Raw genomic sequence first — 22,353 nt, forward strand, 5'->3', positions numbered from 1 at the left:
ACTGCGTACCCGAGGCGCAGAACGCCAAAGGCCGGATCTGGTTGCACATTTCGCTCTGCCACAGCGCAGAACGACCTGTGCTACCCGAGATCAGGCGCGACGCATCGCGGCGAAATAGAAGCCGTCGGTGCCGCTGCGGGCCGGGGTCAACGACAGGCCCTGTTCCCCGAAGCGTACGGCATCGCTGCGACCAGGAAAATGCTGCGACCAGAGGGCCTGGTGGTCGACGGTTTTGAAGCGTTCGTTACGTTCGATGAACGCTGCCACCTGGTCGGCATTCTCTTCGTCGAAGACCGAACAGGTGATGTAGACGACGAGCCCGCCCGGCTTCACGAAGGTGCTGGCGGTGTCGAGAATAGCCGACTGCTCGGCCTTGCGCACGTCAAGCTGGCGCTGTGTCAGTCGCCACTTGGCGTCGGGCCGGCGGCGCCAGGTGCCGCTGCCGGTGCAAGGCGCGTCGATCAGCACGAGGTCCATGTGGCCGGTCAGGGCCGAGAGTTCGGACGGCTTGGACACCACCTGGACATTGCGGTTGTCGGAGCGACGCAGCCGGTCGAACATCGGCGCGAGCCGCGACTTCTCGGAATCATGGGCGAATATCTGGCCGCGGTTTTCCATCGCCGCCGACAGCGCCAGCGTCTTGCCGCCGGCACCGGCGCAATAATCGAGAACCTGCATGCCGGGCAAGGCGCCTGCCAGTTCTGCGGCAAGCTGCGAGCCCTCGTCCTGGATTTCGAACCAACCCTTCTGGAATGCCGGTTCGGCCTGGACATTGGGGTGGCGGCCGCTGCCGTCGATGGGCGGAATGCGAACGCCATGCGGAGCAAGAGCGGTTGGTGCTGCCTGGGTGCCTTCCAGCTCGGCGATGACGCGGTCGCGATCAGCCTTCAGCGTGTTGGCACGAATGTCGAGCGGCGGACGCGCGGCAAGGGCAGCGCCCTCGGCGACCCACTCCGCGCCAAAGGCGCGTTCGAGCAGCGGCGCACACCAATCGGGGCAATCGGCGCGGACGGCGTCGGGCGCCTCGTTGAGCTTGTGGTTGGCAATCGTCGCGAGTTCGCTGGCACTCAGCGGCTCGGGTGCGAACTTGTCGCCGTCGAGCGTCTGGTTGAGTGCTTCGGCGGACTGGTCCCATTCGAGCAACAGGGCGCCGAAGCCGAGCGCACGTGAGGTCTCGTCGCCGACCAGCCAGCCGGCAGAGCGCTTGCGGCGCAAGGCGTCATAGACGATGTTGCCGATCGCAGCGCGGTCACCGGCGCCGGCGAAGCGATGGGACAGGCCCCAATCCTTCAGTGCATCCGCGGCGGGCCTGTGCCGCCTCTCGATATCGTCGAGCACTTCAATGGCCGCAGCCAGTCGTCCGCCAAGTCGCATGTTCGGTTTTCCGCTTTCGGTTGACCCGTATCAGGCCTAGCTAAACAGCAGCGGCGGAATGCACAAGCACCAGCCAGCCTTGTCGGGGCAAAAACTTCCGGCAAAGACGAGCAACACAAAATGAAACAGGCGCGGATCGCTCCGCGCCTGCCTTGTTCGAGCGGACCGGCTTCTTATGCGAAGCGGTCGGCGTTCATCACCTTGTTCCATGCGGCGACGAAGTCCCGGGCGAACTTCGCGCCGGCGTCAGTCGAACCATAGACCTCGGCCAGGGCGCGCAGCTGCGAGTGCGAGCCGAACAGTAGATCGACGCGGGTCGCCGTCCATTTGGCTTCACCGCTGTTGCGGTCGCGACCTTCGAACACGTCCTTGGCGTCCGACGTCGCCTTCCACACAGTGCCCATGTCGAGCAGGTTGACGAAGAAGTCGTTGGACAACGTGCCGGGGCGGGCGGTGAAGACGCCATGGGTCGTCTCGCCTGTATTGGCGCCAAGCACGCGCAGGCCACCGACCAGAACGGTCAGTTCAGGCGCCGTCAGCTTCAGCAGCTGCGCACGGTCGACGAGGTTCTCCTCGGCGCTCAGGCGCTGACGGCCGCTGGTGTAGTTGCGGAAGCCGTCGGCGGTGGGTTCGAGCGGGGCGAAGGACTCGACGTCGGTCTGCTCCTGCGAGGCGTCCATACGGCCCGGCGTAAAGGCCACCTTGACGTCATTGCCGGCATCCTTGGCGGCCTTCTCGACGGCAGCGGCACCGCCGAGCACGATCAGGTCGGCGAGCGACACCTTCTTGTTGCCCGCCTGCGCCGCGTTGAACTCGTTCTGGATCGCCGTAAGCTTCTCCAGCACCGAGGCCAGTTGCGCCGGCTGGTTGACGGCCCAGTCCTTCTGCGGGGCAAGGCGGATGCGCGCGCCATTGGCGCCGCCGCGCATGTCCGAACCGCGGAAGGTCGAGGCCGAAGCCCAGGCGGTCGAGACCAGTTGCGACACTGAAAGCCCCGAACCGAGGATCTTGGCCTTGAGGGCCGCGACATCGGCATCGTCGATCAGCACGTGATCGACAGCCGGGATCGGGTCCTGCCAGATCAGCTCTTCCTTGGGCACCAGCGGGCCGCGATAGCGGGCAAGCGGGCCCATGTCGCGATGGGTGAGCTTGAACCAGGCGCGGGCGAAGGCATCGGCAAACTGGTCCGGGTTTTCCAGGAAGCGACGCGAGATCTTCTCGTATTCGGGATCGAAGCGCAGTGCGAGGTCGGTGGTCAGCATCGCCGGCGCATGGCGCTTGGACTTGTCATGCGCATCCGGCACGGTGCCGGCACCCATATTGTGCTTGGGCGTCCACTGGTGCGCGCCGGCCGGGCTCTTGGTCAGTTCCCATTCGTAGCCGAACAGGTTCCAGAAGAAGTTGTTCGTCCACTTGGTCGGCGTCGTCGTCCAGGTCACTTCGAGCCCCGAACCGATGGCGTCGCCGCCCTTGCCGGTGCCGAAGCTGTTGTGCCAGCCAAGCCCCTGCAGCTCGAGATCGGCAGCTTCAGGCTCGACGCCGACATTGGCGGCGTCGCCGGCGCCATGGGTCTTGCCGAAGGTGTGACCACCGGCGATCAGGGCGACGGTTTCCTCGTCGTTCATAGCCATGCGGGCGAAGGTGTCGCGGATGTCGCGGGCCGCTGCCAGCGGATCGGGATTGCCGTTCGGGCCTTCCGGATTGACGTAGATCAGACCCATCTGCACGGCGGCCAGCGGTCCTTCGAGCTCGCGGTCGCCGCTGTAGCGTTCGTCGGCCAGCCACTTGCCTTCCTTGCCCCAATAGATGTCCTGCTCCGGCTCCCAGACGTCGGCGCGGCCGCCGGCGAAACCGAAGGTCTTGAAGCCCATCGTCTCCAGCGCGACGTTGCCGGTCAGGATCATCAGGTCAGCCCAGGAGATCTTGCGGCCATACTTCTGCTTAATCGGCCACAGCAGGCGGCGAGCCTTGTCGAGGTTGACGTTGTCAGGCCAGCTGTTGAGCGGAGCAAAACGCTGCTGGCCCGCACCAGCGCCGCCGCGGCCATCGCCGATGCGGTAGGTGCCGGCGCTGTGCCAGGCCATGCGGATGAAGAGTGGGCCGTAATGGCCGAAGTCGGCCGGCCACCAGTCCTGCGAATCCGTCATCAGCGCGGTCAGATCCTTGATCACCGCGTCGAGGTCGAGGCTTTCGAATTCCTTGGCATAGTCGAAGGCTTCGCCCATCGGATCGGACAGGGCGGAGTGCTGGTGCAGGACGCTGAGGTCCAGCATGTTCGGCCACCAGTCGCGGTTGCCGGTGCCGGTGGGCTTGTGGGCGACAGGGCACTTGCCCGCGCTGGTCTCGGTCTTGGTATCCATGTTGATCTCTTTCCGAACGTCTTTGCGTGGTTGGTTTGCGGCCTTCGGGCAGCCTGCGATCGAGGCAACGCCGGGCAAGAAGCGGTCAGGCCGATGCGGCCATGGCAGGGTCGGGCACGGGCACCCCGGCGCTCCTGAAGATCGTCGATAACGTCATGGCTTGCGCCCTCCCTCTGGATAGAACTTGCTAGACCGTTTTAGGCGGGAAACTGAATACTGTATACCGCCCTGATTGGAATAGTTCCAGTCTAGGATGCGATTCCGATAAAGCCAAATTGCCTTTTCTAAGAAGTTTGATAGTTTTTGATTATGATCCGCCTCACGATCCGACAGATGGAATATTTCGCCGCGCTGGCGCAAACGCTGCATTTCGGCCGCGCCGCTGAATATGCCGGCGTGAGCCAGCCGGCGCTGTCAACGCAGATCGCCGAGATGGAGGAACGGCTTGGCTGCACGCTGTTCGAACGCGGCGGCAAGGCCGTGCGCCTGACCGAGGATGCGCTGGAACTGCTGCCGCGCATCGACAGGATTCTCACCGAAATCCGCGAGGTCGAGGCAACGGCGCGGCGCGGCCGGCTGGCGATGGAAGGGCGGATGCGGCTCGGCATCATTCCGACTGTCGCACCCTATCTTCTGCCGCACGTTCTGCCGGCGCTGAAGGACGAATATCCGAATCTCCGGCTGGAACTGCGCGAGGCGATCACCGGGGCGCTGGTCGAGGACGCGCTCAATGGGCGTATCGACGCCTTCGTGGCAGCGCTGCCACTGGATCATGCCGGGCTCACCACCCGGGAGCTTTTCTCAGATCGCTTCTATCTCGCGGTGCCGGCCAACGACCCCGACTTCGTTGCACCGCCGGTGCCGCCGGAAAGCCCGGCGCTGGAACGGCTGATGCTGCTTGAGGAAGGGCACTGCCTGCGCGAACAGGCTCTGGCCGTGTGCGGCAGCGTCAAGCCGGTGGCGATGGCCAATTATGGCGCGACCAGCCTGACGACACTGCTGCAGATGGTGGCGCATGGCCTCGGCGTGACGCTGATACCGGAGATGGCGGCGGGCCCGGCGGGCGACCAGCGCGACCTGAAGATCGTGCCCTTCGCCGAGCCGGTGCCGGAGCGGCGCATCTGTCTTGCCTGGCGCCGCAACAGCCCGCGGCACAATGAGTGCCTGGAGCTGGCGCGGATCGTCAGCGGACTGCAGCCGCTACTGCGGCATTGAACGCGGCAAGCGTCGCCTCGTCGGCAGCATTGCGCGCCTTCAGCGACTGCACGAGGCAGGCCTGCGAACGCAGGATGACGCCGTCCGACAGGATCTTCAGATGGTTGGCGCGCAGCGTCGAGCCGGTCGAGGTAATGTCGACGATGACATCGGCGGAACCCGCGGCCGGTGCACCTTCGGTGGCGCCGAGGCTCTCAACGATGCGGTAGACCTGGATGCCGTGCATCTGGGAGAAGAATTGCTGCGTCAGCCGCCAGTATTTGGTGGCGATGCGCAGGCGGCGACCATGGCGCTGGCGGAAATCGGCGGCGACATCATCGAGGTCGGCCATGGTGTCGACGTCGAGCCACATGTCGGGCACGGCAACGACGACATCGGCATGGCCGAAGCCGAGGCGCGCCGTGATCGCTGCCTTGCGCTCCCAGTCGGCAAGGTTCTCGCGGATCAGGTCCTCGCCCGTGATGCCGAGGTCGACATTGCCCTGGCCGATCTCGCCCGAGATCTCCGACGCCGACAGGAAGGCGATTTCAATGTCGGCGCGGCCTTCGATGGTGGCGCGATAACGACGATCGTCGTCGGGCAAGTTGACGGTGAAGCCGGCCTTGGCCAGCACCTCGAGCGCCTGCTCCTTGAGCCGGCCCTTGGAAGGAAGTGCGATCGAAATGGCCATCAGCGCGCCTCCCTCAAGGCTTCGATACGGTCGAGCCAGACGGAGAAGCCGACGCCGGGAATGGGCTTGCCGGCGCCGAGCAAGGTCAGCAGGCGGTCGTAACGGCCGCCGCCGGCCAGCGGCCGGTCGGCTTCGGGACCTGATATCTCGAACACCAGGCCGGTGTAATAATCGAGCGGACGGCCGAAGGCGGCGTCGTAACGGACGGAGCCGGTGGCGAGACCGTGACCTGAGATCGCCTTGGCGCGGGCGGCGAAATTGTCGAGCGCAGCCCCCAAAGTCAGGCCGGCACCTGCAGCGAACTCCTTGAGCGCTGCCGGCGCCTCATCAAGCGCCACGTCGATGGCAAGGAAGCGTTCGAGCGCTTCGAAGGCATCGCTCGACAGCCGCACGCTGCGCAGTTCGGCCTTTTCGATCAGGCGGCGGGCAATATCGTTGGGCGTGCGGCCGGCGGAAGGCGAAAGACCGGCCTGCTCCATGCCGGCGGCGATGTGGGCGGCAAGCGCATCGTGATCGGCATCGGCGACGAGCGATGCTGCGGGCTCAGCAAGGGCCGAGATGCGGGTGGGCGCTGCGAGATCGCCGAGGGCGGCAGCCAGAAGCTCGGCCGAGCCGAAGGCGCGGGCAAGACGCATGCGCCAACCACGCGGCAGGCCGAGCGCTGCAAGAACCGCCTCGAAGATCGCCTGATCGCCAAGCGTGACGGTCAAGTCGTGCCCCGGCAGGCATAGCGACAGCAGCGCATGCGCGTCGGCCACCGAGCGCGCATCGGCCGCAGCGATGTCCTTGTCGCCGAGATCCTCGACGCCGGCCTGGAAGAACTCGTTGCCACCCTCGCGGCGCTGGCGAAACACCTCGCCGAGATAGGAATAGCGGCGCGGCGTACCGGATTGGGTGTGAATGTGGTCGAGGCAGACCGGAATTGTGAATTCCGGCCGCAGGCAAAGTGCGGCACCCGTCTCGCTTTCGGTCAGAAAGATACGGCGGCGCAGGTCTTCGCCGGCCATGTCGAGAAACGGGTCGGCTGGCTGCAATACCGGCACATCGACGGCATCGGCCCCGCGCGCGGCGAAGAGCTTTAGGATGTCGGATGCAATCGCCGGATAACGCGCGTTCATGGCCTTACTGCTTTGCCCGCTCTTCCGCCTGGGCGGCGAGTACCTTCTTCACCTCGGCGACCAGTTCGGCCTCGGGCACGGTGACCTGGGCCGGACGCGCGGCGCGCCATTCGGCATTGTCGGTGATCTCGGCCGACAAACGCGCACCCTCGATCAGGTCCTTGATCTGGACCTCACCCTTGGCGCGCTCGTCGCCGCCCTGAATGATCACGACGCCCGATCCCCTGCGGTCGGCATATTTGATCTGCGCCTTCATGCCGGCGCCGCCGAGATACATTTCGGCGCGCACGCCGGCACGACGCAGCTCGGCGACCATCTTCTGGTAGCGGCCGAGGCTTTCGGTGTCCTTGTCCATGACCAGCACGACAACGGGCGCGACCACATCAGAGGTGTCGAGCTTGCCGAGATTCTTGAGCGCGGTCATCAGCCGCGACACCCCGATGGAGAAGCCGGTCGCCGGAACCGGCTCACTGCGGAAGCGCGAGACGAGGCCATCGTAGCGGCCGCCGCCGCCGACGGAACCGAAGCGCACGACTTGGCCATCGTCATTGGGAATCTCGGCCAGCAACTCGGCTTCGAAGACCGGACCGGTGTAATATTCAAGGCCGCGCACGACCGAAGGATCGACCTTGACGCGACCGTCGTCATAGCCGGCTGCGGCGGCAAGAGCGCCGATCTGTGCAAGTTCCTCGACGCCTTCGGTGCCCCTGGCGTTGCCGGCGACGATGGCGCGCAAATTCTCGGCGGTGGTCGCCGCATCGGCGGATCCAGCCTCGGTGAAGGCGATGACGGTAGCAATCGCCGCTTCATCCAGGCCAGCACCCTTGGTGAAGTCGCCCTCGCCTTCCGCACCACCATCCCAGCGCCCCTTGCCGAGCAGCAGGCGCACGCCTTCGGGGCCGAACTTGTCGAGCTTGTCGATGGCGCGCAGCACGGTGAGCCGGCGATTGACGTTGTCGTCGCCGCCGAGGCCGATGGCCTCGAGCACGCCGTCGAGCACCTTGCGGTTGTTGACGCGGATGACGTAGTCGCCGCGCTTGATGCCGAGCGCTTCCATCACGTCGGCCATCATCATCGTCATCTCGGCATCGGCCGCGACGCCTGGTGTGCCGACGGTGTCGGCGTCGAACTGCATGAACTGGCGGAAGCGGCCGGGGCCGGGCTTCTCGTTGCGGAACACCCAGCCCGAGCGGTAGCTGCGGTACGGCTTGGGCAACTTCTCGTAGTTCTCGGCGACGAAGCGCGCCATCGGCGCGGTCAGGTCATAGCGCAGCGACAGCCACTGTTCGTCGTCGTCCTGAAAGGAGAAGACACCTTCGTTGGGGCGGTCCTGGTCGGGCAGGAATTTGCCCAGCGCGTCGGTGTATTCGATCAGCGGCTGGTCGACCGGCTCGAAGCCGTAGAGCTCGTAGACTTCGCGAATCCTGGCCATCATCTTCTCGACGATCCGGATGTCGTCCGCGCTGCGGTCGACGAAGCCGCGCGGCAGTCGCGCTTTCATCTTTTCCGATTTGTCGGCCATGGCGAGAATTCCGCTGTTTTCCAGAAATTTTGGCCGCGATCACGGCGCGGCGTGTCGTAACCGAAATGGGATGGAGCGGCAAGCGTTTGGCTTGCCACCGGCAAGCCGAAACATTTCCACAATTTGACCGACATCGTGCCGATACAGCTTGAAGCGACAAGGCGCAGCATTGAATGCCAGGACGAACACCATGCCCATGATCGCAGCAGAACTCGACAAGACCGCAACGCAGCCACTGCCGGCGCGGCGCGAACAAGCCGCCCCGAAGCGGGCGTCGTCGTTCGGGGATACGCTGCTTGCAGTGGGGCTCGTGCTCTATCCGGCGCTTACCGCCGTCGGTGCCATCGCAGCCGGCATGATGTTTTCCGCATAGGACCCTTAGCGGTCCCGAAAGGCACTGCCATGCCACGGATCGTCTCAACCGCAGCGCTCTGCGCGCTGTCGCTTGCCGCAGGTCTTGCAACGGCCGCGGCCTGTTCACCCGGCGACCCCAGGCTCGCCGGACATTACTATCTCAACGGCGTCATGGAGGTCGGCTCCGAACTGCTGCTCCGGCCGAACGGAAGCTTCGAATTCATGCTCGCCTATGGCGCCAACGACCAATATGGCAAGGGCTGCTGGGTCAAGCGCGGCGCGACCGTCGAGGTCATCCCGGCCGGCCGGAGTGCGGCGTCGCGCCGCCACACACCCGACGACCGCGGTTTCGGCGGTCTGGTGCTGACGGTTTCCGGCCGGTCGCTGGTCTGGAACATCGCCGGCAGCGGCTACAAGGGCCGTTACGAGCGTTAGGTTCCTTCCCCCGTTTTTGAAGAAGGAACAGTGCCCCCTTACCCCGGCCGCTTGAACGCCTTGCGCTCGGCTTCGATCTTGCCGCGGCACATGCAGCCTTCGATATGATCGTTGACCATGCCCATCGCCTGCATGAAGGCATAGACGGTGGTCGGGCCGACGAAGCTCCAGCCGCGCTTCTTCAACTCCTTGGAAATGCGCGTCGAGGTGGGCGTCGTCGGGTTGGCAATCAGCGTCGTATGGTCGACGACCTTGGGCCGCTCGTCCGGGCCGGGCTCGAACTTCCAGAACCACGCCGCGAGCGATCCGGCCTCATCGGCCAGCTCGCGAGCCCGTTTGGCATTGTTGATGGTCGAGACGATCTTGCCGCGATGGCGGACGATGCCGGGATTGCCAAGCAGCCGCTCGATGTCGGTTTCGCCGTACTCGGCGACCGTGTCGAAGTCGAAGCCGGAGAAGGCCTCGCGAAAGCTCTCGCGCTTGCGCAGGATGGTCAGCCAGGACAGGCCGGACTGGAACCCTTCGAGGCAGATCTTTTCGAACAGCCTGACGTCGTTGACGACCGGCCGGCCCCATTCATTGTCATGGTAGTGCAGATAATCGGGCAGCGTGCCCGGCCAGAAGCAGCGTGTCACCCCATCCGCGCCGACCATCAGGCCCGTTTTTTTCTCGTCCATGTCCATTCCGTTCGTTAACAGTCCAGTGCATGACCCCGAAAATCGAAAGCCGATTTTCGGAAAACAATCATGCACCAACCCAAAGTGTTACAGCGTCCTTTGCGCGTCCAAGAGGACGCGCGGCGCTCTAATCGCACACTGATTTACCGGTGGTTTACCAGACTCCTGAACCGGCCGGTAACCACACTGAAAGCTTTCCTGACAATCTCGCATTTTAGGCAACCCGATTCATGTTTCGGTGGGAAGGCCCGGACAACATGGCCCCGAAAAGGGAATGGGCCGTGCCCTGCCCCGCTGACGATCGAGTTGAGAGCACGTCATGAGAAAACCTCTGATCCTTCTGGCATCGGCCGCCATGCTGGCCGAGCTTGTTTCGCCCGCACTGGCCTATGACCGCTACGCCGAGCGGCCGCCTGTCGTGGTGAGCCCCGACCTGTCGGCGCCCTGGGTACTGCAGCTCGGACGCAATCCCGGCGAGGTGATGCCCAGACAGCAGCGGCGCCAGCAGCGCGCCCAGGTCCAGGTCAGGCCGGCGGCACCGCGCGAGGCACCCCGCGCCGCCCAGCGCCAGAAGGTCCGTCCCGACGGCGTGCAGACGGCCGCCTTGCGCGCGCCGGAGAAGCGCAGCGTCAAGCCGCAGATCAACCCGATCTACCTGCCGCAGACTGTCGCCTATGACGGTGCCGAGAAAGCCGGCACCATCATCATCGATACGACGGAGAACTTCCTCTATCTCGTCGGGACCGACGGGCAGGCGCGGCGCTACGGCGTCGGCACCGGCAAGCCGGGCTTCGAGTGGTCGGGCACGCACAAGGTGACGTCGAAGCGCGAATGGCCCGAATGGCGGCCGCCGGCGGAGATGATCGCGCGCGAACGCGCCAAGGGCCGCGTGCTGCCGGCGATGATGACCGGCGGCCCGGAAAACCCGCTCGGCGCGCGCGCGCTCTATCTCGGCTCGACGCTCTACCGCATCCACGGCACCAACCAGCCATGGACGATCGGCGGGGCTGTGTCGTCGGGCTGCATCCGCATGCGCAACGAAGACGTCATGGATCTCTACGAGCGCGTCGCGGTCGGCACCACTGTTATCGTCAGGTAATCATCCAGTTACGGGGGCGGAGCCGGTCGCAAGGCCAGGCTCCCATGCAAAAGGGCAGCTCGGCGGAAGACCGGGCTGCCCTTTTCGCATTTGCGCGGCAGCGGCGGAATCTCATGCATTTTTCAGGAAAAATTGTTTAACATGGATAAAAATTGATCGGACCGGCCCTTTCCTTCACGGGCGTGCCGAAGTATCCCGTTTCAAGCCGATGATGACCTGCGAAGGAAGACATATGCCGCCGCTCGACGACAACCGCTATCTCAAAGGCGGCCCCGTGGCCGCCCGCATCATCGCCGAAGTCCGCGCCGCCGCGCAGCAGGCGACGGACGAGGGTTTCCGCCCCAAGCTCGTTTCGATCACCGTCGGCGACGTCGCCGCTGTCGACGTCTATGTCCGCAACCAGCGCGCCAAGGCGGAGTTGGCCGGCATCGACTTCGAGGAAAGGCGGTTTCCTGCAGAGCTGACAGCAGGCGAGCTGGAAGCGGCGATCCATGGCATGAACGCCGACCCGCGCATCACCGGCATCATCATCCAGCGGCCGGTTCCGGCGCACATCCCGATCAAGGCGATCCAGGCGGCGGTGCATCCGCTGAAGGACGTCGAGGGCATGCACCCGGCTTCGATCGGCAACATCGTCTACAACCAGCTCGACCTGGCGCCCTGCACGGCCGCTGCCTCTGTAGAACTGCTGAAGGCCACCGGACTCGACCTCAAGGGCCTAGAGGTGGTGGTCGTCGGGCACTCGGAGATCGTCGGCAAGCCGATCGCCTTCCTGTTGATGAGCGAAGGCGCCACTGTGACCGTGTGCCATCACATGACACGCTCGCTGGCGGCCCACGCGCGCCGCGCCGACGCGCTGTTTGTTGCCGTCGGCAAGCCCAGGCTGATCAAGGCCGACATGGTGAAGCCCGGGGCCGCAGTCATCGACATCGGCATCAATGCCGAGACGCTGCCCGATGGTTCGAGCCGCATCGTCGGTGACGTCGACACCGAAAGTGTCAAGGAAGTAGCGTCGTGGATCACGCCGGTGCCGGGCGGCGTCGGGCCGGTGACGGTGGCGATCCTGCTGCGCAACACCATGGTGGCGCTCAACCGCCAGCGCGCCGTCTATCGCGCCACGTTCGGAACCGCCGAGGCAACGCTGGCCGCCGAATAGGGTGTGTGCCGGCTCAGGCCGGCGCCCCCACCCTGCGGACGCTAGAGCCGCCAGCTGTCCTGCTGGATCGGCTGCTGCGCCACCGGATTGGCGACCATCTGCAGCCCATTGGTGACGACGATCGGCGTACCGTCAGGCACGCGGCCGTAGAGGTCGATGACGTCCTGGTTGATCAGGCGGACGCAGCCCGACGATACCGACTTGCCGATCGATGCCCATTCAGGCGAGCCGTGCAGGCGATAGAGCGTGTCCTTGCCATCCTGGAAGATGTAGAGCGCGCGCGCGCCGAGCGGGTTCTGCACGCCTGGCTGCATGCCGCCTTCCCACTCGTTCTTGCCGGGGATCTGGCGGGCGCGGTACTTTTCCAGCTCGGGCTGGCGGTCGATCATCTCGTTCGGCGGGAACCAGCGCGGCCAGGTCTGCTTCCATTCGATGACGCCGCGGCCGGCCCATTCGAAACCGGCACGGCCAAGGCCGACGCCGTAGCGGATCGCCTCGCCATTGTCGGCGACGACATAGAGGAAATGGCCGGCCGTATCGATGACCACCGTTCCCGGCGCTTCGCCGGTCGGATCGGTGACGACCTGGCGGTAGTAGCGCGGATCGATCTTCTTGAACGGCACGCCCGGAATGTCATAGCCGTTGTCGTTGACCGGCGCGTACATCATCTCGGGGTCGGCGAATGACGGGTCGTTGCGCATTGTCGGCGGCGGCGGCGCGGCAGGGAAAGCCGGCACCGATGCCGCCCGCTGGCTGCTCGTGGTCGAACAGGCCGAAAGCACGGCCGAAGCTGCGCCGGTTGCGGCCAAGGCCAGCAATCGGCGGCGGGTGAATGTCGACATAGAAGCTTCCAATGCGATTTCGATCTGCTGCAACGCACGGAGCATTCGCATGTTCCACCCGCTGAGTTCAATCCCGGGCGACGCCTGATCTGGTCAACTCTGGTTGTAGTCGCTGCGCATCGGCTGCCACATCGAGATGTCGCGCGGCGCCGCCAGTAGTTCGTCCAGTGCCGCGTGCCACTCCTCGCGATAGGGCCGATTGAGCTGCACATCCAGCACATCCTGATGATCGGCCCATGTTTCGTGCAGCAGGAACCGGTTTTCGTCGGCCGGGTCGCGGTGCAGCGTCGCGCTGACGAACATCGGCTCATGGCGCATGGCGTCGAGCACGCCATTGATCAGCTTGAGATAGCGGCTGCGCTGTTCGGGGCGGACGTTGAAGCCGATGATGTAAGTGACGCTCATTTCCAGTTTCCTCTGAATTGTCCGGCAGGGCGCCGTTCGCATGGCGAGGAAAATGCCAGAGCGCCGCGCAGCTTCAATGACCTCAGAGGTAATAGCTTCGATTTCCTGCGTGGCGGGCCGGCCACTGCTCACTCGAGCCCGGTGCTCACTCAGCCGCTGCCAGGCTCGGCTCGGGCAGCCCGGCGGGCTTTTCGCCGCCATAGGCCCAGTCGAGCAGCTTCACCGTGTGGACGACGGGCATGCTCGCGGCAGAGGCGATCTGGGTGATGCAGCCGATATTGCCGGTGGCGACGAGCGCCGCCCCGGTTGCCTCGATGTTCTTGACCTTGCGCTCGCGCAGCTTTGCCGAGATCTCCGGCTGCATGATGTTGTAGGTGCCGGCCGAGCCGCAGCACAGGTGGCCTTCGCGCGGTTCCTTGACGACGAAGCCCGCGCGGGCAAGCAAATCCTTCGGCTGACGGGTGATCTTCTGGCCGTGCTGCATCGAGCAGGCCGAATGATAGGCGACCGTCAGGCCGGGTTTGCGGGCCGGTTCGGGCAGATCGAGGTTAGCAAGATATTCGGTGACGTCCTTGGCCAGGGCCGACACCCGCGCTGCCTTGTCGGCATAGGCCGGATCGAGGCGGAGCATGAAGCCGTAGTCCTTGATCGTGGTGCCGCAGCCGGAGGCGGTGATGACAATGGCGTCGAGCCCGCCATTCTCGATCTCGCGGGTCCAGGCATCGACATTCTGCCTGGCCTGATCGAGCGCTGCCTGCTCGCGGCCCATGTGATGGACGAGCGCGCCGCAGCAGCCCTCGCCCCTGGGCACCACGACCTCGATGCCGAGCCGGTTGAGCAGCGATACTGTCGCCTCGTTGATGCCGGGTTCGAGCACCGGCTGGGCGCAGCCGGTGAGGATGGCGACGCGTCCGCGCCTTGTCGTCTTCGGCGCGTGCACACCCGGTTTTTCCAGCGCCGACGTCGCCGGCACCACGGCAGGCGCGAGGCGGAGCATGGCGGCCACGGGTTTCAGCGCCGCCACTTTGTCGAAGGCATCGGCGAAGGGCCGGCCGAGCTTAGCCAGCCTGAGTGCTGCGCGGAAGCGGCCGCGATGCGGCAGTACGAACGCCAGCAGTGACCGCGTCAGCCGGTTGGCCAGCGGGCGCCTGTAGGTCTTTTCGATGTGGGCGCGGGCGTGGTCGACAAGATGCATGTAGTTCACGCCGGAGGGGCATGTGGTCATGCAGGCAAGGCACGACAGGCAGCGGTCGATATGGGTGACGATCTCCTTGTCGGCCGCGCGCCCATTCTCCAGCATGTCCTTGATCAGGTAGATTCTTCCCCGCGGGCTGTCCAACTCGTTGCCCAGGGTGACGTAGGTCGGGCAGGTCGCCGTGCAGAAGCCGCAATGCACGCATTTGCGCAGGATCTTTTCCGATTCCTGGACATGCGGATCGGCAAGCTGGGCTGCGGTGAAATTGGTCTGCACGGCGTTATCGCACTCTTCTCAATTGGCTAGATCAGCCAGCTTTCGGGGTTCTTGATCGGCTCGCCGCGTCCCAGCGCCTGCAGTCCCATGATGCAGCGGACGATGAACCAGACGGCGACCGCAAACATCAGGATGAAGCCGATGAAGACCATCATCAGCACGAAGGATACGAGCGCATAGAGCAGGCCGATCCAGAAGGTGCGGATCAGCCAGGTGTAGTGGCTCTCGACAAAACCGCCTGCCTTGCCCCGGTTCATGTAGGCCAGGACGATGCCGACGATGCCGCTGATGCCGATGACCAGGCCGGCAAGATAGAGGATGTAGATGACCTGGACATTGGTCGGGCCCGGATCGAGCCAGCGGTCGGTCTGGCGCGGGGTGAAGTTGGGCTGTGGATCGCTCATGGCATGGCTCCCTCTGTGGCAGCCGCCAAGCTAGCAGAGTCTGGGGAATGCACCATGCGGCCCGGATTGAGGATCGCCTTCGGGTCGAACTCGGCCTTGAGGCGGGCTGAGAGTGCCGCCAGCGCAGCCGACTGTGGCTCGAAGACTGCCACGGAGGCGCGCCAGGCGGGCGTGGCACGGACCAAAGTGGCATGACCGCCGCCGAACTGCCTGATCAGGCCGCGCAGCAGATCCGCCTCCGGCTCGCCTTCCATGCTGAGCCAGACGAGGCCGCCCTGCCAGTCATAGAAGGCATCACACGCCGCCTGCATGCGCAGCGCCAGCACCATGTGGTGGGCGTTGGCGGGCGGCATCGAGACGCGCCAGACAGGTTTGTCGCTGCCGTCAACGAAGGGCCTGACATCGCGGACATCACGCCAGAGTGCACGCGAGGCATCCTCTGCGACCTCCTCCAGTGGGCCGGCATTGCCGAGCATCTGCCTGAGCTGGCCGAGGCGATAGGCAACCGAAGGGCCGAAACCCTCGACCCGCAACAAGGTTGCCGGGTCGCCGCCGAGCTTGCCGTCAAGCACGCGTGCCGCCATGCGCTCGGGCAAGTGCGCCGCAGAGGAAACCTCGGCACTGGAGCCCATGGCGATCGACATGGCGGCAGCGGCGTTGTCGTCGAGCAGGCCGCGAACAATCAGCGTGGTCTCGGTCTCAGCCGCCGGCAGCACCTTGAAGGTAACGTCGGTCGCGACCGCCAGCGTGCCCCAGGAGCCGGCCATGGCCTTGGACAGATCGTAGCCGGTGACGTTCTTGACCACGCGGCCACCCGACTTGAAGGCCTCGCCGCGTCCTGAGACGGCTTGGATACCTAGAATATGGTCGCGGGCAGCCCCCGCCTTGAGCCGGCGCGGCCCGGCGAGATTGGCCGCCAGCACGCCACCGATGGTGCCCCGTCCCGGCACCTGGCCCAGCAGCGGACCATAGTCCATGGGCTCGAAATCGAAGCGCTGGCCGTTGTCGGCGAGCAGCTTCTCGATCTCGGCCAGCGGCGTGCCCGCCCTGGCCGACAGCACCAGTTCGGCCGGCTCGTAGAGCGTGACGCCGGTAAGCTTCGAGAGATCCAAAGTGTGCTCGGCCTGCTGCGGCCGGCCGATGGCCCGCTTGGAGCCATGGCCAACGATTTCGAGCGGCGCCGCTTCGGCGGCGGCCCATTGGACGGCGGAAAGGATGTCGGCTGATGTGGCGGGGGTGAAGGTGGTCATGGTGTGCGTGTCGCCCCTCTCCGCCTCGCTGCGCTCGGCACCTCTCCCCAGAGGGGCGAGGAAACTAGATACTGCAATGCCGCGCCACGTATCGGCTCGACAGCTTGAATCGGCGTCGAAACTGGCGACGCTGCAAGTCTTGGCTTCCTCGCCCCTTTGGGGAGAGGTGCCGAGCGCAGCGAGGCGGAGAGGGGTCCGATCATAGAACGTCTCCCGCTTCCGGTCGCGCCAGGACGAACCTGAGATCCGCTACCGCAACGCCCTCATTCAGCTGTCCGGCAAGGGCTGCAAGGCTCGTTGAGCAGACGCTCGCCCTTGCCTTCGCCGCATCTGCGCTGGAGAAGCGCAGAACCGAATAGCCCTGCCCTCGCATGAACTCATCACGCTGGCGATGGTAATCGCTGTCTGTGTGCTGCGAACCGTCGAGTTCTACGACGAGCTTTGCGGTTCGACAGGCGAAGTCGGCGAAGTACCGCCCCAGCGGCATCTGGCGAACAAATTTGTGGCCGCCCAGGCGCTTGGCCTTGAGCTCGTCCCATAGCAACACCTCGGCCATGTTGTCGCCATGCCTGAGGGCACGAGCACGGCGATTTGTCTCGTCTGGTCGGCGACGGGTCGCGTGCGTCATCGCCCCTCTCCGCCTCGCTGCGCTCGGCACCTCTCCCCAGAGGGGCGAGGAAGCCATGCTGGAAAAGCCCTCACCGCGATCACAACCGATGCTCCCTAAGCTTTTCGAGGGTTGCCGCGCCACGCGGGGACAGGCGGTAGCCGATGTCGAGGCTCTCGGTCAGGCCGAGTTCCTTGAGCTTGCGCACGTCCTGCTTGAATTTCAGCTTCTCGACGCCGAGGCGTTCGGCAAGAGTGGCGGCTGCCACCTCGGGGCATTGGCCGATGAGGCGGAGGATCGAGGGGAAATAGCCTGGTAAAGTGCTGTCCCATTTGGCGAAGCGGGCAGCGAGTGCGTGCCAGTCGGCATCGCTGAGGTCGGCCGCCTTGCGCAGCGCCAGCCTGTTGTCCGGCTCGATGCCGTCAAAGGCGATGCGATAGAGGGTGCCGTCAGCGCGCAGGTCGTCGATCAGGGCAGCACGATCGGCGTAGCCGGCGGCGCGGGCGTGGCCGTCGGAGATGGTCGCTTCGTCAACATGCTCGACCGCGCCGATGCGGACGACGCCGATCGCCGTGCGCAAGCCGGTGCCAGCCTTGACGGTAGGCTTCTGCCAACGGCGGAAGGCGAGTGTGATGTCGCCGCGCCTGATGCCTTCGAGGGTCGCCTGCTTCAAAAGCATCAGAACCTCGGAATGTCGGGAAAGGCCACCTGCCCGCGGTGGACATGCATGCGGCCAAGCTCGGCGCAGCGGCGCAGCTGCGGGAACACCTTTCCCGGGTTGAGCAGGTGGTTGGGGTCGAAGGCGCATTTGACCCGCATCTGCTGGTCGAGGTCGATGTCGTTGAACATCTCCGGCATCAAGTCGCGCTTTTCGACGCCGACGCCATGCTCGCCGGTCAGCACGCCGCCGACCTTGACGCAGAGGCGAAGGATGTCGGCGCCGAAGGCCTCGGCCTTTTCGAGCTCGCCCGGCTTGTTGGCATCGTAGAGAATCAGCGGGTGCAGATTGCCGTCGCCGGCGTGAAAGACGTTGGCGACGCCGAGGCCATATTGCTCGGACAGCTCGCGCATGCCGGCCAGCACGCGCGGCAGTTCCTTGCGCGGGATGGTGCCGTCCATGCAGTAATAGTCGGGCGAAATGCGGCCGACAGCGGGGAATGCCGCCTTGCGACCGGCCCAGAAGGTCAGCCGCTCCTGCTCCGACTGCGAGATGCGGCAGGTGGTGGCGCCGTTGCGGTTGGCGATCGCCTCGACCAGGCCGATCAGGTGGTCGACCTCGACGGCGGGTCCGTCCAGTTCGACGATCAAAAGCGCCTCGGATTCGAGCGGATAGCCGGCATGAACAAAATCTTCGGCGGCGCGGATTGCCGGGCCATCCATCATTTCCATGCCGCCGGGGATGATGCCGGCGCCGATGATGTCGGCGACGCATTGGCCGCCCTCTTCGCTTGAGGGAAAACCGATCAGCAGCGCGCGTGCCGTCTCGGGCTTCTTGAGGATGCGGACGGTGACCTCGGTGACGACGCCGAGCAGTCCCTCCGAACCGGTCATGACGCCGAGCAGGTCGTAGCCCTCGGCGTCAAGATGCTTGCCGCCGAGGCGCACGACCTCGCCGTTCATCAGCACCATCTCGATGCCGAGCACATTGTTGGCGGTAAGCCCGTATTTCAGGCAGTGCACGCCGCCCGAATTCTCGGCGACATTGCCACCGATGGAACAGGCGATCTGCGACGATGGATCGGGGGCGTAGTAGAAGCCGTCGAGTTCCACTGATGTGGTGATGCCGAGATTGGTGACACCGGGTTGGGCTGTGACGGTGCGGTTGGGATAGTCGATCTCGAGGATGCGGTTGAAGCGGCTCATCACCAGCAGAACCGCGTCTTCCAGCGGCAGCGCGCCGCCCGACAGCGAGGTGCCGGAACCGCGCGGCACGACGCGGATGTTGCGCTCGTTGCAGTATTTGAGCAGGCGCGACACCTGGGCGACCGTCTCTGGCAGCACCACGACCAGCGGCAATTGGCGGTAGGCGGTCAGCCCGTCGCTTTCGAAGGCGCGCATCTCGTTGATCGTCTCGACCACACCCTCGCCCGGCACAATGATGCGCATGTCGGCGACGATCTCGGCGCGGCGGGCAAGCGTTGCCGCATCGGGCTTGGGCATCAATATGCCGGACATCGGTCACCTCGGTCGACAACTGGTAAAAAGCTTTTACCAGTTGGTGCCGATGCATGCAAATCGGAAGAAAGTCGTTAGCCGGGAGGCGCAGGCGCGCGGCGTTCGCAGCGTCAATCTGCCGCTGGCCTTACCTTCCGCTATGGCTCTGGGCGCTTGCCGCCGGGCGCGGCTACTCGCCCGCGTGCAGCTTGGATTCGCTGTGGGCGCGGCGGACGCGACGGACACCCCACCAGACGAGCAGGACGGCGAGCGGCACAGCCGCGGCCGTAACGATTTCCGGCGCAAAGGCGTGGTCGATGGCCGAGGCGCCCTTGGCGATGTAGCCGACGAGGCCGACGACATAATAGGAGACGGCGGCGACCGACAGGCCCTCGACCGTCTGCTGCAGGCGCAGTTGCAGGCGGGCGCGGTTGTTCATCGAGGCCAGCAGGTCGCGATTCTGCTTCTCGACCTCGACATCGACCCAGGTGCGCAAGAGTGTGGTGGCGCGGGTGAGCTTACGCGACAGGTTGGCCTGGCGCTCCTCGACCGAACGGCAGGTGCGCATGGCGGGTGCGACGCGGCGCTTGAGGAAACCGGCCCAGGTGTCGTAGCCGGTGACGACCTCCTCCTCGAGCGCTTCGAGGCGCTCGCGGACGATGCCGTCATAGGCCTTGCTGGCGCCGAAGCGGTAGAGGCTCGAAGCGGCATCCGCCTCGAGCTCGGCGGCGAGTTCGGTGAGGTCGGCGAGCAGCGCCTGGCTGTCGCGCGTCTCGGTCGCCTTCATTTCGCGGGTTGCCTGGGCAAGCCGGTCCTCGATGCGACGGACGCGGCCGGACAGCGACAGCGCCATCGGCAGGCCGAGCATCGCCAGCGTGCGGTAGGTCTCGATGTCGATCAGGCGCTGCGACAGCGCACCGGTCCGCGCCGGCGTCAGGCCACGGTCGAGGATGAGGATGCGGGTCATGCCGTCGCCGTCCTGGCGGAAATCGGTGACGATGCCGGCGGCGCCTCCTTCGACAAGCGAGTAGCACAGGCTGGTCGGATCGAAGGTGGCGATCAGCTTTCCGTTGGCCGGCGTCCACTTGCGGATCTCCAGCCGGATGCCCGAGATGACCGTGCCGGGCGGGCTGAAACCGTTGCCGAAGGGCGACTCTTCGTGTGAGCGGTCGCCTTCGTCGAGCGGACCTTCCCACAGATAGGTCGAGAACTCGGTGTGGCGCTCCCAGCGCAACGTGCCCTGCCCCCACTTCATGGCGTGGTGGCGCGCCTGGCGGTCGGGTGCGGCGATGCCGAGGCGCCGGGACAGCTCAGACAGCACGGCATGGTCGACAGCGGATCCGCCCTCGGTCATGAAGGACAACTGGACCAGCACGCGCGGGCTTTCGACAAGTGGATGCGGCCGCGAATGGACCTCGCCAAGCGCACCGGGACGCCCCTCATGGGCCGGAAAGCCCAGGACGCTGCCGGTCGAACGCGGCAGGAACTCCAGTGATGACGGCTCGGCTGTCACTTCAGGCTCCCTTGATGCCAGACCTCCTGCCTCTAGGTAAGTTTGCCGCCAGTGGCAAACGCCAACTTCAGGGGTAGCTGATACTGTGCCTCACAGGGCACCAAGCTGGGAACCGCTGGACTGGATAAATAATTTGACCAGTCGGGGGGCGCGCTCCTATCCTTGCGGACAGGACAGAGCTTCCGGACAGCAGCATTGAGCGACATTTTTTCCAGGATCGAGCATTCGCGCACGGCTGACGAGGTGGTGCAGCAGATCGAAAGCCTGATCCTCGAAGGTGTGCTGCGCGCCGGCGACAGGCTGCCGGGCGAGCGCGAGATGGCCAAGCAGTTCGACGTTTCCAGGCCGATCCTGCGCGATGCGCTGAAGACGCTCGAAGCGCGCGGGCTGATGGTGACGCGTCATGGCGGCGGCACCTATGTCGCCGACGTGATCGGCGAAGTGTTTTCCAAGCCTGTCATGGAGCTGATCGTCAACCACCGCAAGGCAGCAGCCGACTATCTCGAATATCGCCGCGAGATCGAGGGGCTGGCCGCCGAATATGCGGCGCAGCGGGCGACGGCGGAGGACCTCGCCTTGCTCGACGGCATCGTGGCGCGGATGGAGGCGGCGCATAGGCGCGCCGACCCGGCGGAAGAAGGCGCGATCGACGTCGAGTTCCATCATGCTGTCGGCGAATGCGCCCACAACATCATCCTGCTGCACACATTGCGCTCGTGCTACAGGCTGCTGTCGGATGGCGTGTTCACCAACCGCCTGGTGGTGTTCACCGTCAGCGGCACGCGCGACGTGCTGCTCGAGCAGCACAAGGCGATCCATCGCGCGGTCGTCGCTGGCGATCCCGCTGCGGCGCGCAAGGCGGCGATGGACCACATCACCTATCTGGAGCGTGCCATGGCCGAGGCCGAGCGCAGCGGCGACTGGCAGCGCATCTCACGGCTCAGGCTCCGTCAGCGCACCGACAGCACCGAAACGAGCAGAAAGTCGTGACTGGAATACATTACCTCGACGCCCGCGGCCCGGACGGTATCCGCATCTACGCCATCGGCGACATTCACGGCCATCTCGACCTGCTGCGCGACATGCATGAGCGCATTGCCGGCGAGATCGCGCGCGACAAGCCGGCGGACTGGCGCATCGTCCATCTCGGTGACCTCGTTGACCGTGGGCCAGACAGCGCTGGCGTGATCGGGTTCCTGATGGCAGCTGTTGAGCGCGACCCGCGCAACATCGTGCTGGCAGGAAATCACGACGTCGGCTTCCTCGATTTCCTCACCGAGCCGGACCCGGCCGGCCTGTTCGCCTGCCATGGTGGTCGCGACACCGCCCGGTCATATGGCGTGGATCTGCATGTCGACTACGCCTCCTCGCTCGCGCGAGGCCATCGCGAACTGGCGGCGGCTGTGCCGGACGGCCACCAACGCTTCCTGCGCGCCCTGCCCCGGTCGGCGTCGTTCGGCGATTTCTTCTTCTGCCACGCCGGCATTCGCCCTGGTGTCGCCTTGGATCGGCAGGATCCAGAGGACCTCATCTGGATCCGCAACGAATTCCTGCGTCATCCCGGGCTGCACCCGAAGGTCGTCGTGCACGGGCACACACCGCAGGCGGAGCCCGAAGTGCTGGCCAACCGTGTCAATGTCGACACCGGCGTGTTCCACTCAGGCGTGTTGACCGCGCTCGTCATCGACGGCTCGGAAAAACGACTGATGTCGGTGCGAATGGCCTGA

At 65.3% G+C, this 22,353-nt stretch carries 22 protein-coding genes; 7 read left to right on the forward strand and 15 right to left on the reverse strand.

Annotated features, from left to right (window positions below; all coding sequences use genetic code 11):
- Nucleotides 1-90 precede the first annotated feature (90 nt).
- A complete protein-coding gene (locus H5P29_RS26775; RefSeq protein ID WP_067965123.1) occupies nt 91-1,374 on the reverse strand; it encodes an RsmB/NOP family class I SAM-dependent RNA methyltransferase in 1,284 nt (427 codons plus the stop codon).
- Between the two features lie 173 nt (nt 1,375-1,547).
- Nucleotides 1,548-3,734, reverse strand: coding sequence for a catalase/peroxidase HPI (gene katG / locus H5P29_RS26780; RefSeq protein WP_154385354.1), 2,187 nt, complete (start codon nt 3,732-3,734; stop codon nt 1,548-1,550).
- Between the two features lie 309 nt (nt 3,735-4,043).
- Between katG and H5P29_RS26785 the strand changes: the two genes are divergently transcribed.
- The gene (locus H5P29_RS26785; protein WP_067965130.1) at nt 4,044-4,949 is read left to right on the forward strand and encodes a hydrogen peroxide-inducible genes activator; all 906 of its coding nucleotides are present in this window, start codon (nt 4,044-4,046) and stop codon (nt 4,947-4,949) included.
- On the opposite strand, the gene hisG is transcribed toward H5P29_RS26785, so the two are convergent.
- Genes hisG through hisS form a run of 3 tightly spaced genes read right to left on the reverse strand, consistent with a single transcriptional unit; the run spans nt 4,918 to nt 8,259 of the window.
- On the reverse strand, nt 4,918-5,619 hold the full coding sequence (hisG, locus tag H5P29_RS26790; protein WP_067965133.1) for an ATP phosphoribosyltransferase: 702 nt from the start codon (nt 5,617-5,619) through the stop codon (nt 4,918-4,920). The two genes, H5P29_RS26785 and hisG, sit on opposite strands and share 32 nt — an antisense overlap.
- On the reverse strand, nt 5,619-6,737 hold the full coding sequence (locus tag H5P29_RS26795) for an ATP phosphoribosyltransferase regulatory subunit (protein WP_067965135.1): 1,119 nt from the start codon (nt 6,735-6,737) through the stop codon (nt 5,619-5,621). Before H5P29_RS26795 ends, hisG begins: the two co-directional genes overlap by 1 nt.
- Before the next feature lie 4 nt (nt 6,738-6,741).
- On the reverse strand, nt 6,742-8,259 hold the full coding sequence (gene hisS, locus H5P29_RS26800; protein WP_154385353.1) for a histidine--tRNA ligase: 1,518 nt from the start codon (nt 8,257-8,259) through the stop codon (nt 6,742-6,744).
- Between the two features lie 190 nt (nt 8,260-8,449).
- Between hisS and H5P29_RS26805 the strand changes: the two genes are divergently transcribed.
- Both H5P29_RS26805 and H5P29_RS26810 read left to right on the forward strand, forming a co-directional pair.
- On the forward strand, nt 8,450-8,632 hold the full coding sequence (locus tag H5P29_RS26805) for a hypothetical protein (protein ID WP_154385352.1): 183 nt from the start codon (nt 8,450-8,452) through the stop codon (nt 8,630-8,632).
- Between the two features lie 29 nt (nt 8,633-8,661).
- Complete coding sequence (locus H5P29_RS26810; protein WP_154385351.1) at nt 8,662-9,048, forward strand: hypothetical protein; 387 nt, start codon at nt 8,662-8,664, stop codon at nt 9,046-9,048.
- Nucleotides 9,049-9,086: 38 nt separating this feature from the next.
- Here H5P29_RS26810 and H5P29_RS26815 read toward each other — a convergent pair whose 3' ends face one another.
- Entirely contained in the window at nt 9,087-9,725 is a 639-nt protein-coding gene (locus tag H5P29_RS26815; protein ID WP_154385350.1) for a DNA-3-methyladenine glycosylase I, read from the reverse strand.
- Between the two features lie 319 nt (nt 9,726-10,044).
- Here H5P29_RS26815 and H5P29_RS26820 point away from each other — a divergent pair, with 319 nt between their 5' ends.
- Both H5P29_RS26820 and H5P29_RS26825 read left to right on the forward strand, forming a co-directional pair.
- A complete protein-coding gene (locus H5P29_RS26820) occupies nt 10,045-10,824 on the forward strand; it encodes a L,D-transpeptidase (RefSeq protein WP_154385349.1) in 780 nt (259 codons plus the stop codon).
- Between the two features lie 232 nt (nt 10,825-11,056).
- Nucleotides 11,057-11,980 (forward strand): bifunctional 5,10-methylenetetrahydrofolate dehydrogenase/5,10-methenyltetrahydrofolate cyclohydrolase, encoded by a 924-nt coding sequence (locus H5P29_RS26825; RefSeq protein WP_067965145.1) that lies wholly within the window; start codon nt 11,057-11,059, stop codon nt 11,978-11,980.
- Between the two features lie 41 nt (nt 11,981-12,021).
- On the opposite strand, the gene H5P29_RS26830 is transcribed toward H5P29_RS26825, so the two are convergent.
- From H5P29_RS26830 to H5P29_RS26870, 9 genes are all read right to left on the reverse strand, one after another.
- Entirely contained in the window at nt 12,022-12,822 is an 801-nt protein-coding gene (locus H5P29_RS26830; RefSeq protein WP_067967038.1) for a L,D-transpeptidase, read from the reverse strand.
- A gap of 93 nt (nt 12,823-12,915) precedes the next feature.
- A complete protein-coding gene (locus H5P29_RS26835; protein WP_067965146.1) occupies nt 12,916-13,227 on the reverse strand; it encodes a putative quinol monooxygenase in 312 nt (103 codons plus the stop codon).
- Between the two features lie 145 nt (nt 13,228-13,372).
- A complete protein-coding gene (gene glcF / locus H5P29_RS26840; RefSeq protein ID WP_067965148.1) occupies nt 13,373-14,698 on the reverse strand; it encodes a glycolate oxidase subunit GlcF in 1,326 nt (441 codons plus the stop codon).
- A gap of 26 nt (nt 14,699-14,724) precedes the next feature.
- A complete protein-coding gene (locus H5P29_RS26845; protein WP_067965150.1) occupies nt 14,725-15,102 on the reverse strand; it encodes a DUF4870 domain-containing protein in 378 nt (125 codons plus the stop codon).
- Nucleotides 15,099-16,352: a glycolate oxidase subunit GlcE gene (gene glcE / locus H5P29_RS26850; RefSeq protein WP_067965152.1), complete on the reverse strand. Its 1,254-nt coding sequence runs from the start codon at nt 16,350-16,352 to the stop codon at nt 15,099-15,101. Before glcE ends, H5P29_RS26845 begins: the two co-directional genes overlap by 4 nt.
- 199 nt (nt 16,353-16,551) lie before the next feature.
- On the reverse strand, nt 16,552-16,908 hold the full coding sequence (locus H5P29_RS26855; protein ID WP_371818592.1) for an endonuclease domain-containing protein: 357 nt from the start codon (nt 16,906-16,908) through the stop codon (nt 16,552-16,554).
- A gap of 151 nt (nt 16,909-17,059) precedes the next feature.
- Nucleotides 17,060-17,638, reverse strand: a complete 579-nt coding sequence (locus H5P29_RS26860; RefSeq protein WP_067965155.1) for a hypothetical protein — start codon at nt 17,636-17,638, stop codon at nt 17,060-17,062.
- A complete protein-coding gene (locus tag H5P29_RS26865) occupies nt 17,638-19,134 on the reverse strand; it encodes an FAD-linked oxidase C-terminal domain-containing protein (protein WP_067965158.1) in 1,497 nt (498 codons plus the stop codon). Before H5P29_RS26865 ends, H5P29_RS26860 begins: the two co-directional genes overlap by 1 nt.
- A gap of 169 nt (nt 19,135-19,303) precedes the next feature.
- Entirely contained in the window at nt 19,304-20,626 is a 1,323-nt protein-coding gene (locus tag H5P29_RS26870) for a DUF3422 family protein (RefSeq protein WP_067965160.1), read from the reverse strand.
- A gap of 195 nt (nt 20,627-20,821) precedes the next feature.
- Between H5P29_RS26870 and H5P29_RS26875 the strand changes: the two genes are divergently transcribed.
- Together H5P29_RS26875 and H5P29_RS26880 are read left to right on the forward strand one after the other, a co-directional pair.
- Nucleotides 20,822-21,616, forward strand: a complete 795-nt coding sequence (locus H5P29_RS26875) for an FCD domain-containing protein (RefSeq protein ID WP_067965161.1) — start codon at nt 20,822-20,824, stop codon at nt 21,614-21,616.
- Nucleotides 21,613-22,353: a metallophosphoesterase family protein gene (locus tag H5P29_RS26880; protein WP_246787005.1), complete on the forward strand. Its 741-nt coding sequence runs from the start codon at nt 21,613-21,615 to the stop codon at nt 22,351-22,353. The genes H5P29_RS26875 and H5P29_RS26880 overlap by 4 nt, the downstream gene beginning before the upstream one ends.

The sequence above is a fragment of the Aminobacter sp. MDW-2 genome, from assembly GCF_014250155.1.
GTDB classification, from domain to species: Bacteria; Pseudomonadota; Alphaproteobacteria; order Rhizobiales; family Rhizobiaceae; genus Aminobacter; species Aminobacter ciceronei.

Bases quoted from the DNA above. Each gene is read 5' to 3' on its own strand.
- H5P29_RS26810 (WP_154385351.1), top strand. From the start codon at position 8,662: ATGCCACGGATCGTCTCAACCGCAGCGCTCTGCGCGCTGTCGCTTGCC.
- H5P29_RS26785 (WP_067965130.1), top strand. From the start codon at position 4,044: ATGATCCGCCTCACGATCCGACAGATGGAATATTTCGCCGCGCTGGCG.
- H5P29_RS26775 (WP_067965123.1), bottom strand. From the start codon at position 1,374: ATGCGACTTGGCGGACGACTGGCTGCGGCCATTGAAGTGCTCGACGAT.
- H5P29_RS26825 (WP_067965145.1), top strand. From the start codon at position 11,057: ATGCCGCCGCTCGACGACAACCGCTATCTCAAAGGCGGCCCCGTGGCC.
- hisG (WP_067965133.1), bottom strand. From the start codon at position 5,619: ATGGCCATTTCGATCGCACTTCCTTCCAAGGGCCGGCTCAAGGAGCAG.
- H5P29_RS26830 (WP_067967038.1), bottom strand. From the start codon at position 12,822: ATGTCGACATTCACCCGCCGCCGATTGCTGGCCTTGGCCGCAACCGGC.
- H5P29_RS26795 (WP_067965135.1), bottom strand. From the start codon at position 6,737: ATGAACGCGCGTTATCCGGCGATTGCATCCGACATCCTAAAGCTCTTC.
- hisS (WP_154385353.1), bottom strand. From the start codon at position 8,259: ATGGCCGACAAATCGGAAAAGATGAAAGCGCGACTGCCGCGCGGCTTC.
- H5P29_RS26835 (WP_067965146.1), bottom strand. From the start codon at position 13,227: ATGAGCGTCACTTACATCATCGGCTTCAACGTCCGCCCCGAACAGCGC.
- H5P29_RS26860 (WP_067965155.1), bottom strand. From the start codon at position 17,638: ATGCTTTTGAAGCAGGCGACCCTCGAAGGCATCAGGCGCGGCGACATC.
- H5P29_RS26855 (WP_371818592.1), bottom strand. From the start codon at position 16,908: ATGGCCGAGGTGTTGCTATGGGACGAGCTCAAGGCCAAGCGCCTGGGC.
- katG (WP_154385354.1), bottom strand. From the start codon at position 3,734: ATGGATACCAAGACCGAGACCAGCGCGGGCAAGTGCCCTGTCGCCCAC.
- H5P29_RS26820 (WP_154385349.1), top strand. From the start codon at position 10,045: ATGAGAAAACCTCTGATCCTTCTGGCATCGGCCGCCATGCTGGCCGAG.
- H5P29_RS26815 (WP_154385350.1), bottom strand. From the start codon at position 9,725: ATGGACGAGAAAAAAACGGGCCTGATGGTCGGCGCGGATGGGGTGACA.
- H5P29_RS26845 (WP_067965150.1), bottom strand. From the start codon at position 15,102: ATGAGCGATCCACAGCCCAACTTCACCCCGCGCCAGACCGACCGCTGG.
- glcE (WP_067965152.1), bottom strand. From the start codon at position 16,352: ATGACCACCTTCACCCCCGCCACATCAGCCGACATCCTTTCCGCCGTC.
- H5P29_RS26865 (WP_067965158.1), bottom strand. From the start codon at position 19,134: ATGTCCGGCATATTGATGCCCAAGCCCGATGCGGCAACGCTTGCCCGC.
- H5P29_RS26805 (WP_154385352.1), top strand. From the start codon at position 8,450: ATGCCCATGATCGCAGCAGAACTCGACAAGACCGCAACGCAGCCACTG.